This is a genomic window from Mycobacterium sp. (genome assembly GCF_032162105.1).
Classification (GTDB): domain Bacteria; phylum Actinomycetota; class Actinomycetes; order Mycobacteriales; family Mycobacteriaceae; genus Mycobacterium.
Genome location: NZ_JAVRPS010000448.1, coordinates 1 through 13,237, shown reverse-complemented (window position 1 = coordinate 13,237; position 13,237 = coordinate 1). Strand labels below are relative to the sequence as shown.

General features: G+C 66.9%; 11 protein-coding genes and 1 pseudogene. 6 read left to right on the top strand and 6 right to left on the bottom strand.

Annotation, left to right across the window (positions count from 1 at the left end):
- The 3 genes from QOC69_RS23005 to QOC69_RS22995 all read left to right on the top strand — a co-directional run.
- The coding region (locus tag QOC69_RS23005; RefSeq protein WP_526443914.1) for an FtsB family cell division protein at nt 1–504 on the top strand (504 nt) is incomplete at its 5' end.
- Nucleotides 497–988 carry a DUF501 domain-containing protein gene (locus tag QOC69_RS23000; RefSeq protein ID WP_526443912.1) on the top strand — a complete coding sequence of 164 codons (492 nt, stop codon included), beginning with the start codon at nt 497–499 and terminating at the stop codon, nt 986–988. The genes QOC69_RS23005 and QOC69_RS23000, both read left to right, overlap by 8 nt.
- 29 nt (nt 989–1,017) lie before the next feature.
- Nucleotides 1,018–1,998 carry a Ppx/GppA phosphatase family protein gene (locus QOC69_RS22995; RefSeq protein WP_526443910.1) on the top strand — a complete coding sequence of 327 codons (981 nt, stop codon included), beginning with the start codon at nt 1,018–1,020 and terminating at the stop codon, nt 1,996–1,998.
- Between the two features lie 296 nt (nt 1,999–2,294).
- On the opposite strand, the gene QOC69_RS22990 is transcribed toward QOC69_RS22995, so the two are convergent.
- Nucleotides 2,295–4,220, bottom strand: a complete 1,926-nt coding sequence (locus tag QOC69_RS22990) for an acetate--CoA ligase (RefSeq protein WP_526443918.1) — start codon at nt 4,218–4,220, stop codon at nt 2,295–2,297.
- Nucleotides 4,221–4,229: 9 nt separating this feature from the next.
- Between QOC69_RS22990 and QOC69_RS22985 the strand changes: the two genes are divergently transcribed.
- Together QOC69_RS22985 and QOC69_RS22980 are read left to right on the top strand one after the other, a co-directional pair.
- A complete protein-coding gene (locus QOC69_RS22985; RefSeq protein WP_526443908.1) occupies nt 4,230–5,123 on the top strand; it encodes an alpha/beta fold hydrolase in 894 nt (297 codons plus the stop codon).
- A gap of 107 nt (nt 5,124–5,230) precedes the next feature.
- Complete coding sequence (locus QOC69_RS22980) at nt 5,231–6,064, top strand: class I SAM-dependent methyltransferase (protein WP_526443906.1); 834 nt, start codon at nt 5,231–5,233, stop codon at nt 6,062–6,064.
- 1 nt (nt 6,065) lies between these two features.
- Here QOC69_RS22980 and QOC69_RS22975 read toward each other — a convergent pair whose 3' ends face one another.
- On the bottom strand, nt 6,066–8,078 hold the full coding sequence (locus QOC69_RS22975) for an amino acid permease (protein WP_526443916.1): 2,013 nt from the start codon (nt 8,076–8,078) through the stop codon (nt 6,066–6,068).
- Nucleotides 8,079–8,193: 115 nt separating this feature from the next.
- On the opposite strand from QOC69_RS22975, the gene QOC69_RS22970 reads away from it, so the two are divergent.
- The gene (locus tag QOC69_RS22970) at nt 8,194–8,541 is read left to right on the top strand and encodes a winged helix-turn-helix transcriptional regulator (protein ID WP_526443904.1); all 348 of its coding nucleotides are present in this window, start codon (nt 8,194–8,196) and stop codon (nt 8,539–8,541) included.
- Here the strand turns inward: QOC69_RS22970 and QOC69_RS22965 are convergent, their stop codons facing one another.
- The 4 genes and pseudogenes from QOC69_RS22965 to QOC69_RS22950 form a co-directional block, all read right to left on the bottom strand.
- A complete protein-coding gene (locus QOC69_RS22965; protein ID WP_526443902.1) occupies nt 8,542–9,279 on the bottom strand; it encodes a response regulator transcription factor in 738 nt (245 codons plus the stop codon).
- Nucleotides 9,276–11,849 carry an ATP-binding protein gene (locus QOC69_RS22960; protein ID WP_526443900.1) on the bottom strand — a complete coding sequence of 858 codons (2,574 nt, stop codon included), beginning with the start codon at nt 11,847–11,849 and terminating at the stop codon, nt 9,276–9,278. The genes QOC69_RS22965 and QOC69_RS22960 overlap by 4 nt, the downstream gene beginning before the upstream one ends.
- 23 nt (nt 11,850–11,872) lie before the next feature.
- A complete protein-coding gene (locus tag QOC69_RS22955; RefSeq protein WP_526443898.1) occupies nt 11,873–12,781 on the bottom strand; it encodes a potassium-transporting ATPase subunit C in 909 nt (302 codons plus the stop codon).
- A gap of 1 nt (nt 12,782) precedes the next feature.
- A pseudogene (locus tag QOC69_RS22950) lies at nt 12,783–13,237 on the bottom strand (potassium-transporting ATPase subunit B); the annotation flags it as partial.

Genomic DNA, 13,237 nt, shown 5'->3' with positions numbered 1-13,237 from the left:
GTCGAACCCATCAGGCAGGCGATCGCCGAGGCCGCCGAGCAGCAGTCCGAACAGCGGTTGGGTTCGGCTGCCCGGCGGGCGGCGATCCTGGCCGCGGTGATCTGCGTGCTGACCCTGACGATCGCCGGACCGGTGCGCACCTATTTCGCGCAGCGGACCGAGATGAAGCAACTGCAGGTCGCCCAGGCCCAGTTGCGTTCCCAGATCGACGATCTCGAACAGCAGAAGGTCAAGCTCGGCGATCCGGTGTACATCGCCGCCCAGGCGCGCGAACGGCTCGGGTTCGTGATGCCTGGTGAGATTCCCTACCAGGTGCAGCTACCCGCGACGGGCGAACCGGAAGCGTTGCCGGGCACGAACGCCGCGGCGCCACCCAGTGGCCAACCGTGGTACACCTCGCTGTGGCACACCATCGCCGATGCGCCGCACGGTCCCGCGCTTCCCGTGCCCGCGCCCGTCGACCCCGCCGTTCCGCCCCCACCCGCTCCGCCTCCCGGTGGTTGACCACGCCGATCTGGACGCCGTCGCGCGGCAGCTGGGCCGCGAGCCCCGCGGTGTCCTGGAGATCGCCTACCGCTGCCCGAACGGTGAGCCGGGAGTCGTCAAGACCGCGCCGCGACTACCCGACGGCACACCGTTCCCGACGTTGTACTACCTGACCCACCCGGCGTTGACGGCCGCCGCGAGCCGGCTGGAGTCCTCGGGGCTGATGCGGGACATGACCGAACGTCTGCAGGCCGACGAGGACCTGGCCGCCGCATATCGCCGGGCGCACGAGTCGTATCTGTCGGAACGGGATGCCATCGAGCCACTGGGCACCACGTTCACCGGCGGCGGCATGCCCGACCGGGTCAAGTGCCTGCACGTGCTGATGGCGCATTCGCTGGCGAAGGGCCGCGGGGTCAACCCCCTCGGCGATGAAGCGTTGGCCGTGCTGGCTATCGAGCCGGCGATGGCGGGAATCCTGGATGTGGGGAGCTGGACGTGAGAGTGCCGCGCACGCGAGGAGCAAAGCGGGTGCCGCGCACGCGAGGAGCAAAACGGGTCGGTGCGATCGACTGCGGAACCAATTCGATCCGGTTGTTGATCGCCGACGTGGACCCAGAAAGTAATGGAGGCCGGCTGCACGACGTGCACCGCGAGATGCGCATCGTCCGGCTGGGCGAAGGAGTCGACGCCACAGGGCAATTCGCGCCAGCAGCGCTGGTTCGCACCCGCGTGGCGCTCGCGGACTACGCCGACGAGCTGCGGACCCACGGTGTCGAGAGGGTGCGGATGGTCGCGACGTCAGCGGCGCGGGATGTGGGCAACCGCGAGGAGTTCTTCGCGATGACGGCCGAACTGCTCGGCGCGGTGGTGCCGGGCGCGGTGGCCGAGGTGATCACCGGTACCGAGGAGGCGGCCCTGTCCTTCATCGGTGCGGTCGGCGAATTGGATTCCTCCGCAGCGCCTTTCGTCGTAGTGGATCTGGGCGGCGGCTCGACCGAGGTGGTGGTGGGCGACCGCCCTGACGTCACTGGAGTGACGGCCAGTTTCTCCGCCGACATCGGGTGCGTGCGACTCACCGAACGCTGCCTGCATTCGGACCCGCCGACCGCCGCGGAGATCGAGGCGGCTCGAATCGTGGTGCGCGACGGGCTGTCTCAGGCGCTACGGGCGGTACCCGTCGAGGGCGCCCGGACATGGGTGGGCGTGGCGGGCACCATGACGACGCTGTCGGCACTGGCTCAGGGGATGGTGACCTATGACGCCGACGCGATCCACCTGTCCCGGGTGGGATTCGACGAACTACTGACGGTGTGTGACGACCTGATCGCGATGACGCGCAAGCAACGCGCCGCGCTCGGCCCGATGCACGAGGGACGCGTCGACGTGATCGGCGGCGGCGCGATCGTCGTCGAGGAGTTGGCGCGCGAGCTGGGCAACCGTGCGGGGATCGACGAACTCGTCGTCAGCGAGCACGACATCCTCGACGGCATCGCCCTGTCGATCGCCTAGCGTCACCGCTCCGGTTCGCCGAAAGTACGAGTGTTTACGGCCCTACTCGGGCGATCTGTACAACACCCGTACGTTCGGCGTAGCGGTTACTTGCGGACGTTGCAGTTGGGCGGGTTTCCGCAGTGGTGACCGCCATCGCACGCATTGCAATGACACGTGCAACCCGACCCTGCCTTGACCTCTGAAACGCGCATTGGAGTTCCTCTGCTGGCTCAGACACACATCAACATATGGCCAATTCACAATAGTTCGGATCATGCTGAGTGGGAACCGTTCCGGCGGAACCGGGCACGCGGTCAGGACTGCAGCACGGGCTTCAGCGCGTCGAGGACCGCGACGTCCTCGATCGTCGAGGGTGGCGGTTCGTCGCGGCCGTCGGCGATGCCACGCATCGTCTTGCGCAGGATCTTGCCCGACCGGGTCTTGGGCAGCGCGGCGACCACGTCGACCCGCTTCAGGCTGGCCACCGCGCCGATGTTCTGCCGCACGGCCGCGACCAGTTCGTCGACCAGGTCGTCCGCGGAGGCACCTGCCTTGAGCACCACGAATCCCCGCGGCACCTGGCCCTTGATGTCGTCGGCCACGCCGATCACCGCGCATTCGGCGACTGCGGGGTGGTTGGCCAGCACCGCCTCGACCGCGCCGGTGGACAGCCGGTGGCCCGCGATGTTGATGACGTCGTCGGTGCGACCCATCACGAACAGGTAGCCGTCATCGTCGACGTAGCCGCCGTCGCCGGACAGGTAGTAGCCGGGGAAGGCCGAGAGGTAGGAAGCCACGTAGCGGTCGTCGGCGCCCCACAGCGTCGGCAACGTGCCTGGCGGCAGCGGCAACTTCACGCAGATCGCGCCCTCCTCGCCCGCGTCGCACTCGGTGCCGTCCGGACGCAGGACGCGGACGTCGTAGCCCGGCATCGGCACCGTCGCCGAGCCCGGCTTCACCGGCAGCGCCTCGATGCCCATCGGGTCGGCGGCGATCGACCATCCGGTCTCGGTCTGCCACCAGTGGTCGATCACGGGGATGCCGAGTAGCAGGGTCGCCCAGTGGTAGGTGCCGGGGTCGAGTCGCTCGCCGGCCTGGAACAGGTAGCGCAGCGCGGATAGGTCGTGGCGGCCCACGTGCGCGCCGTCGGGGTCCTCCTTCTTGATGGCGCGCATCGCTGTCGGGGCGGTGAACAACGTCGTCACGCCGTGCTCGGCGGCCACCCGCCAGAACGCTCCGGCGTCGGGGGTGCCGACGGGTTTGCCCTCGTAGAGCACGGTCGTGGCCCCCAGCAGCAGCGGCCCGTAGACGATGTAGGAGTGGCCAACCACCCAGCCGACATCTGAAGCGGCCCAATACACTTCGCCGGGATTCGTGTCGTAGACGTGCCGCATCGTCCACAGCAGCGCCACGGCGTGCCCGCCGTTGTCGCGGACGATCCCCTTCGGCTTGCCGGTGGTGCCCGACGTGTACAGCACGTAGAGCGGATCGGTCGCGGCGACCGGGACGGGGTCGACCGGCTCGGCGGCGGCGACCGCCTCGTCCCAGTCGACGTCCCTGCCGGCCACCAACGCGCACGGGCGCTGTTCGCGCTGCACGATGACGCAGTGTGGAGTGGTGTGCTCGGCGATGTCGAGCGCCGCGTCGAGCATCGGCTTGTAGTCGACGGTGCGGGTCGGCTCGATCCCGCACGACGCGGACACGACGACGACCGGGCGGGCGTCGTCGATGCGTGCCGCGAGTTCGGGCGCGGCGAAACCGCCGAACACCACGGAGTGCACGGCGCCCAGCCGCGCGCAGGCCAGCATGGCGACGACCGCCTCGGGCACCATCGGCATGTAGATCACCACGCGGTCGCCCTTGTCGACCCCGAGGCTGCGCAGCACGCCGGCGAACCGCGCGGTCACGTCGAGCAGTTCGCGGTAGGTGTAGGTGCGCTTGGTGTCGGTGACGGGCGAGTCGTAGATCAGCGCCGCCTGGTCTCCCCGCCCCGAGGCGACGTGCCGGTCCAGCGCATTGGCGCAGGTGTTGAGCTGCGCGTCGGGGAACCACCGGTAGAACGGGGGATTGGAGTCGTCGAGGATGCGTTGGGGCTCGCGGATCCACGTCACGGCCCGGGCGGCGTCGGCCCAGAACGCGCTCGGGTCTTTGATGCTGGCGTCGAACACTTCCCGATACCCGGCCATACCGGCACGGTAGCGCGCGGGCCGGTCTTGTCTGGCCCTTCGCCGGGTTTCTATAGTTCGGTCATGGTTACTGACAAAACGTCAACAAGCGAGCCGCCCGCCATCGCGGGCGTGCGCCGGTCGTTCGTCGAGGCGCGCGGGGTGCGGTTCCACGTCACCGAGGCGGGGCCCGAGGACGGCCGGCCCGTGATCGCGCTGCACGGCTGGCCGCAACACCACTGGGCCTACCGGGACCTGCTGGCCGACCCGCCGCCAGGGCTGCGGATCATCGCCCCAGACCTGCCAGGGTATGGGTGGTCCGGGCCGCCCCCACACAAGTGGGCCAAGGAGGACGTCGCCAGCGACGTGCTGGCGTTGATGGACGCGCTTGGTCTGGATCGGGTCCTGCTCGTCGGGCATGACTGGGGCGCCTTCGTCGGTTACCGGATGGTCCTTCGGGCGCCGGCGAGGTTCGACGGCTTCCTCGCGCTGAACATGGCGCATCCGTGGATTACCGCGCGAAACGTGCTGCCCCGGCTTTGGCGCTTCGGCTACCAGATACCGCTTGCGACGGTCGGGGTATGGGTACAGCAGCGCACGAGGTTCGTGGACAAGATGATCTTCGGCATCGGGTCCAACCTCGATCCCGAGACAGCACGCGTGTTCGCTGACCGATTCCGCGACCCAGTGTGTGCGCGGGCGAGCCGAGACACCTATCGCACGTTCGTGACGCGGGAAATACCGCAGAGTGCAAGGAATCCCGAGACGCGACGAGCCACGGTGCCGATTCGCGCACTGTTCGGGTTGGGCGACGCAGCCGTCCATCCGTCCTGGGTGGCGGCAGAGACGGCCAACGCCGACGACTACACGTTGGAGACAGTGGACGCCAGCCACTTCGTCATCGACGAGCGGCCGGACCTGGTGCGCGCGAAGCTGATCGCCCTGGCCGACGAAACCGCCTCCCGCGAACAGACGTAAAGGTCCCCTGACGCGCCGGATTTCGGGCACCTTTGCTGGAGCCGCGCTTGCGCGGACTGTTCACGTAGAGGAAGTGACGTGGCGGCCGAACCTGTGAGAATCAGGTCATGACCGACGACTGGCGCAGCATCAACCTGGCGAACTGGGAATCACGGGTGCCGCTGCACACCGCGCCCGACGGGTACGACCTCGCCGCCTTCGACGACCCCGAACACCTGTCGGCCGTGGTGCGTTACGACCTGCCGCGGCTCGGGCGACTGGACAATCGCGACGTCGTGCACCTGCAGTGCCACATCGGCACCGACACGGTGTCGCTCGCCCGGCTGGGCGCCCGCTCGGTCACCGGATTGGACTTCTCGCCTGCCGCACTGGACGCAGCCCGGGCATTGGCCCGCCGAGCCAACGCCGACGTAGCTTTCGTCGAGGCCGACGTGGACGACGCGGTGGGGGTAATCGGCGCCGAGAGCGCCGACCTCGTCTACACGGGGATAGGCGCGATCTGCTGGCTGCCACACATCCGGCGCTGGGCCGATGTGGTCGCCGGCCTGCTGAGGCCGGGGGGCCGGCTGTTCATCAGGGAGGGCCACCCCGTGCTGTGGGGGATGTCCGATCCAAGACCCGACGGTGTGCTGGTGATGGAGTACCCGTACTTCGAGACGGAGGGAACGGTGTTCGTCGAACACGACAGCTACGCCGGCTCCGGCGCCGTCTCCGCGCCCGAGTCCGTCATCTTCAACCACGGTCTCGGCGAGATCTTCTCCGCGCTCACCGCGGCCGGACTGGCCGTCACCGCGCTGGAGGAGCATCGGGAGGTGCCGTGGAACCCGTTGGAAGGGTTGATGATTCCGAGCCCTGACTTCGACGAGGAATTCATCCTCGCTCAAGGGCGGGACCGAATGCCGCTGACCTACACCCTGCAGGCAGTGAAACCCGGCCCCTAACTCACTTGTCGATGCCACTTCGGATGTCGCCAGGGCTGTGCTCGACCCGGGCGAGGTCGAGGCGCTCCGATGAGTGCAATTGCCAGGGCACGCTGGTGACCATGACGTCCGGCTCGAACAACAACCGTCCCTTGAGTCGCAGTGAACTCTGGTTGTGCAGCAGGTTCTCCCACCATCGGCCGACCACGTATTCGGGGATATAGACGTTGACCACGTCGCGGGGCTGGTTCTTTCGCAACTTCTTCACGTAGTCGACGACGGGCCGGGTGATCTCCCGGTAGGGCGACTCGATGACCAGGAGCGGAACGTCGATCTCCAGCTCTTTCCACTCCTGCAGAACGGCCCTGGTGTCATCGTCGTCGACGTTCACGGTGAGCGCGGTAAGTGTGTCCGGCCGCGTCGCCTTGGCGAACATCATCGCGCGCTGAGTTGCCTTGTGCCAGCTCGAGATCAGCACGATCGCGTGCACCCTGCTCGGCAGCACACGGTCATCGTCCATGTCAGCACGAAGCTCGGCGCGAACGGCTGCGTAGTGCCGGTGGATTCCCTGCATCAGGACACAGAGCACCGGGATCGCGATGACCACCAGGTAGGCACCATGGGTGAACTTGGTGACCATGACCACGACCAACACGACACCGGTGAAACAGGCGCCGAATGCGTTGATGGCCCGCGCGCGGTGGATGTGCCGCCGTTCCACCGGCACGACGGCAACGGCCAACTGCCGATTCCAATGCACCACCATGCCGATTTGGCACAGGGTGAAGGAGGTGAACACTCCGAGGATGTAGAGCTGGATCAGGCGGGTCGTCGACCCGTCGAACGCGTAGATCAAGACTCCGGCCATCGCGGCGAGCAGGATGATGCCGTTCGAGTACGCCAGCCGGTCCCCGCGGCTATGGAGTTGCCTGGGCAGGTAGCGGTCCCTGGCGAGGATCGAGCTGAGCAGAGGGAACCCGTTGTAGGCGGTATTCGCCGCGAGGATCAGGATCAGCGCCGTCGCGGCCTGCATGAAGAAGAACATCAGGCTGTTGTTGCCGAACACGGCAGCGGCGATCTGGGCGATCACCGTGCGTTGCGGATCGCGGTTGCAATCGCCGGTGAAGCCGATCAGGTCGCACGTGTTCTCGACGACCCGGGTGTGCGAAACCAACGCGAGCGCGGTCACCCCGGCGAACATCGTGATCGCCAGGGCGCCCATGGCCGTCATCGTCCGGGCAGCGTTGAGAGCCTTGGGCTTTCGAAACGCGGGCACGCCGTTGGAAATGGCCTCCACACCGGTGAGTGCGGTGCAACCGGAGGCGAAGGCGCGCAGTGCCAGCAGGGCGATTGCCAGCCCACTGAGCCCCACGTGCTCGGCGCGGATACCGTAACTTGCGCTCTCGGCCTGCGGTGCGTCACCGAGAAGCGCTCGGAACAAGCCGATTCCAACCATCAGCATCACGCCGACGATGAACGCATAGGTCGGCACGGCGAACGCCCGCCCGGATTCGCGCACCCCGCGAAGATTCATCGCGGTCAACAACACGATGAAGCCGATGTCGACAGCGACCCGATACGGATTCATCTCGGGTATCGCCGAGATGATGTTGTCGACTCCCGCGGCTACCGAGACGGCCACCGTCATCACATAGTCCACGAGCAGCGCGGCCGCCACCACCAGTCCGGCCCGCGGGCCCAGGTTCGTCGAGGCCACCTCGTAGGAGCCGCCACCGCTGGGATACGCCTGCACCACCTGGCGATAGGACAACACCACCACGGCCAGCAGCAGCACCACCGCCCCGGCGAGCCACGGTGTCAAGTACAGGTAGGCCAGTCCGCCGAGAGTCAGCATCAGCAGGATTTCCTGCGTCGCATAGGCGACCGAAGACAACGGGTCGCTCGCGAAGATGGGCAATGCAATCCGTTTGGGAAGCAGGGTGTGGCCCAGTCGGTCGCTGCGGAACGGCCGCCCGACCACCAAGCGTTTCAGCACTGACGTCGGTGACGACACGGTCGGGAGCCTAGTTTCCATCGGTGATGGATGGCGCGTTGTGGGGTGTATAGATTCCGTAAAAGTCCAGCTAGCCGACGTATGGATTCCATAAGTCCCGATGCGTCGGCTCGGCCTGGCTTCTAGCGTGCGGCGAATGCGCGACTTGGCAAGCCCGGCGTCGATGGGCAACGGCGAACCGAACTCGGTGCCGGACCTGCGTGATGTCGTGAGCCACCCGCACGTCATCGAGGTGTTGGACGCGCTCCGGTGGGGGCCTATGAGCGTCGCAGAGATCGGTTCGAGAGTCCCCGCCGGCCGGCGCGGATTGGTGGTGGCGTTGAAGGTCGTTGCCGCCTACGGTCTGGTGACCAGGACTGAAGGCGGGAGTTGGGACGTAGAGGCGCCCACCGATGCGCTCTATCGACACACATATCTCGGCCGTCTGACAGTCGAGACGTTGTCCCGCTTCTCGGTGTGGATGGCGATGTTCGAAGCTCGGTGATTACTCCTGGAAGCGGTAACCCATGCCCGCCTCGGTCAACAAGTGGACCGGGTGCGACGGGTCGTCCTCCAGCTTGCGTCTCAACTGCGCCAGGTACACCCGTAGGTAGTGGGTCTCCTTGGCGTATGCCGGACCCCACACCTCCTTGAGCAATTCCTCGCGGCCGACCAGCTTGCCGCGGTTGCGGACCAGCATCTCCAGCATGCCCCACTCGGTGGGCGTGAGGTGCACCTCCGACCCGTTCTTGGTCACCTTCTTGGCGGCCAAATCCACGGTGAACGAGGATGTTTCGACCACGGGTTCATCGGTGTCGGACGCGGCGGCCGCCCGCCGGACCGCGGCCCGCAGCCGTGCGAGGAACTCATCCATCCCGAACGGTTTCGTCACGTAGTCGTCGGCGCCGGCATCCAAGGCGCCGACCTTGTCCGCAGAGTCGGTGCGGGCGGACAACACGATCACGGGGGCGGTCAGCCAGCCGCGCAGGCCCTGCAGCACTTCGATTCCGGACATGTCGGGCAGGCCGAGGTCCAGGACGACGACGTCGGGCTTGTGCTCGGCGGCGGCGCGCAGCGCGGAACCGCCGGTCGCGGCCGTGGTGACCTCATATCCACGTACGGACAGGTTGATTCGCAACGCCCGCAGGATCTGCGGTTCGTCGTCGATGACGAGGACCTTTGTCTTCGGCGCGGTGGTCTTCGGCGCGGTGGTCTTCGGCGCGGTCGGCTTCGGCGAGGTCATGCCTGCTCATCCTTCGGAGGTGCGGCCAGATCGATTTCGATGGTCAACCCCCCTCCCGGGGTGTCGGTGGCGATGACGGTGCCTCCCATCGCCTCCACGAATCCCTTCGCGACGGACAGACCGAGGCCGACGCCGCTGCTATTGTCCCTGTCGCCGCCGCGCTGGAAGGGTTCGAACAGTTGCTCCTCGGTGCCGCGCGGTATGCCCGGCCCTTCGTCGATTACCGCGATCAGGACCCGATCGCCCACTCGGCCCGCGTTGACCCGTACCACGCTGTTCGGGGCATAACGCAGCGCGTTGTCGATCAAGTTGGCGAGCACGCGTTCCAGTAGACCGCTGTCGGCCATCACCACGGCATCGCCGACCTCGACCTTGGCCCTGTCGAGGCCCGGCGGCGGCCTTCCCCACGTCGCGTCGCTCCGACCCGCTGAGCCAAACCCGGTGGCTCCCTTGCTGATTCCGAGGAGCGCACGCTGCACCGTTTCCTCCAGGTACGTCCGGCGCAGTTCTGGCCGGACCACTCCTGCCGCCAACCGCGACGAGTCGAGCAGATTCCCCACCAGTGCGGTCAGCTGGTCGATCGACTCCTCGACGGTTGCCAACAGCTCCGCAGTGTCCTCGGGGGAGAAGCCGACGTCGTCGCTGCGCAGGCTGGACACCGCGGCCTTCGCGCCGGCCAGCGGCGTGCGCAGGTCGTGGCTGACCGCCGAAAGCAGTGCGCGGCGCAATTCGTCGGCCTGCGCAATCCCTTCGGCCTTGCCTGCCTCTTCGGTCAACTCCCGCTGCTTGACCAGCCCTGCCGCCTGCATGGCGACCGCCCCAAGCACCCTGCGGTCCCTTGCGGCGAGTTTCTTGCCCGACAACAGCATCCAGAATTCGTCGTCACCGACCTCGATGGCGGTATCAGCCGTGTCGACGTCAACGCAAGGGTCATTGCCGACGCAAGCGATGACTCCGTGGCCGTCGCGGAGCAGGCTGACCGCGCGCTGGGAGTAGGTTTCCCGGACCCGCTCCAGCAGCGTGTCCAGATCGGCGCCGCGCAGCACCGACCCGGCGAACAGCGCGAGGAGTTCGGCTTCTTGCGACGCGCGCCTGGCCTCCCTGGTCCGGCTCGCCGCGCCGTCGACCAGCGCCGCCACGGCCACGGCCACCGCCAGCAGCACCACGACGGTGACGGCGCTGTCGGGCTCGGCGATGGTGAAGCTGTATCGAGGAGCGACCAGGAAGTAGTTGAGCAGCAGCCCGGAGAGCAACGCCGAGAGTGCGGCGGGGGCCACGCCGCCGAGCAGTGCGACGATCAGCACCCCGATGACGAACAGCGCGCTCTCACCGCCGGTGCCGAGAAACGGGTCGAGCACGAACACGATCAGTGCGCAGATGACGGACGGAACTATCAGGGCGGCCAGCCAGGACACCAGGTGCCGATGGCGAGGGGACAACGACGAGAGCGAGAACCCTCCGCTGGCCGCCTCGTGCGTCACCATGTGGACGTCGATCTTCGCCGAATTCTGCACCGTAGCCGCGCCGATGCCTTCCTCGAAGATTCGTGCCCACCGCGACCTGCGTGAGGTGCCGAGAACCAGCTGGGTCGCATTCATGTCCCGCGCGAAATCCAGCAGCGCCGCGGGGACGTCGTCGCCGACCACCGTGTGCAACGTCGCGCCCAGGCTGTGGGCCAGCTCGCGCACCTTGCCCATCTGCGGCGCCGAGAGGCCCGAAAGTCCGTCGCCCCGAACGACATGGACCACCATCAGCTCTGCGCCGGACCTCGATGCGATACGGGAGCCTCGGCGTACCAGCGTTTCGGACTCTGGCCCGCCGGTCACGGCGACCACCACTCGCTCGCGGGCCTCCCAGGTGTCGGTGATCTTGTTGTCGGCGCGATACTTGGCCAGCGCGGCGTCCACCTGATCGGCGAGCCACAGCAAGGCAATCTCGCGCAGTGCCGTGAGGTTGCCACGTCGGAAGTAGTTCGTCAGCGCGGCGTCGATGCGCTCGGGGGCGTAGACATTTCCGTGCGAAAGCCTGCGGCGCAACGCTTCCGGCGTGATGTCGACCAGCTCGATCTGTGCGGCTGCGCGGACGACTTCGTCTGGCACCGTCTCCTGCTGTTCGATGCCGGTGATCTGCGCGACAACGTCATTCAGACTTTCCAGGTGCTGAACGTTGACCGTCGATATCACGGTGATGCCTGCGTCAAGCAGCTCCTCGATGTCCTGCCAGCGTTTGGGATTCTTGCTGCCGGGAGTGTTGGTGTGCGCGAGCTCGTCGACGAGCACCACCTGCGGTTGGCGCGCCAGCACCGCGGGAACGTCGAGCTCGGGAAAGCTGCTGCCTCGGTAGTCGATGAAGCGGGGTGGGATGAGCTCGATACCCGTGAGCAGCTCCGCGGTCTTCTTCCTGCCGTGTGTCTCGACGACCGCAGCGACGACATCGGTGCCGCGTTCCAGCCGGCGGTGCGCCTCGCCGAGCATCGCGTACGTCTTGCCGACGCCGGGAGCTGCGCCTAGATAGATGCGCAGCTCCCCGCGTTTCTGCTTGTAATCGGGTCTTGACTCGGGGGCGGTCACACGCTCATCATCCACCGGTCAGATCAGCTCTTCACCGGATACTTCCGGTCAAGGTCCAGGTTGAGTGCAAGCACGTTCACCCGGGGCTCGCCCATGAAGCCGAGGTCGCGGCCGCGCTCGTTGGCGCGCACTGCGTCCCTGACCTGGTCGGCGCTGACGCCACGGGCCTTGGCGACCCGGTTGACCTGGATGTCGGCGTAGGCCACCGAGATGTCCGGGTCCAGGCCACTGCCGCTCGCGGTGACCGCATCGGCCGGGACCGCAGGATCGGTCGAAGCGGCGCCCTTGATGGGCACGACCTGGCCGACGGAGTAGTCGTCCCCGAACTTCGCGCACTCCACCCGAACCCCCTCATAAGTGTTCAGGAACGGGGTGCTGGTCGTCTGGCACGGCTCGTTGACGCTGACCACCTTCGTCGGGTTGACGACGTTGCCGCGGGCGTCCCTGGGGCCGATGACCGACAACACCGCGCCGACGCCGTCGCCGGTGCAGAACGGACGCGCTCCGTTCACCCCTTCGAGCTTGCCGACGGCGGCGCTGCGCGAGCAGACCAACGTGAGCAGGCTGGCCTTGTACCCGTTGTTGGCCTCGGGCAGCGTGGGATCGGCGGGCGTGTCGACGATGCTCTCCGGTCCGAGGTTGCTCGCGCTGGTCGCCAGCGGGTCGTAGCCGTCACCGGCTGCCGACGGTCGACTCTGGATGTACTGCGGCAGCGGGTTGCCGTCGGAATCGGTGAACAGCTGACCGATCAGGCTGCTGCCCACCGGCTTTCCGGCCACCTCGATGATCGATCCATTGGCCTTGTCGTGCAGGCCGGGTATCTGGGCGACGAGCCAGATGAACAGCGGATAGCCGATGCCCACGATGACGGTGAAAACCAGCAGTGCGCGTAGCGCCGCCCAGTGCTGGCGGACGAGGTTCGAAAGGTTCATTTCACATTCCCGGGAAGAGTTGGACTACCAGGTCGATGAGCTTGATCCCGATGAACGGCGCGATGATGCCGCCGAGCCCGTAGACGTAGAGGTTGCGGCTCAACAGTTTCGAGGCACTGCTCGGGGTGTAGCGCACACCACGCAGGGACAGCGGGATCAGCGCGACGATGATGATCGCGTTGAAGATCACCGCGGACAGGATCGCCGATTGCGGGCTGTGCAACCGCATCACGTTGAGCACGTCGAGGCCGGGGAACATCGCCACGAACATCGCCGGAATGATCGCGAAGTACTTCGCGATGTCGTTGGCGATCGAGAACGTGGTCAGTGCACCTCGCGTGATCAACAGTTGCTTGCCGATCTCGACGATCTCGATGAGCTTGGTGGGGTCCGAGTCCAGATCCACCATGTTGCCGGCCTCTTTGGCCGCCGACGTACCGGTGTTCATGGCCACGC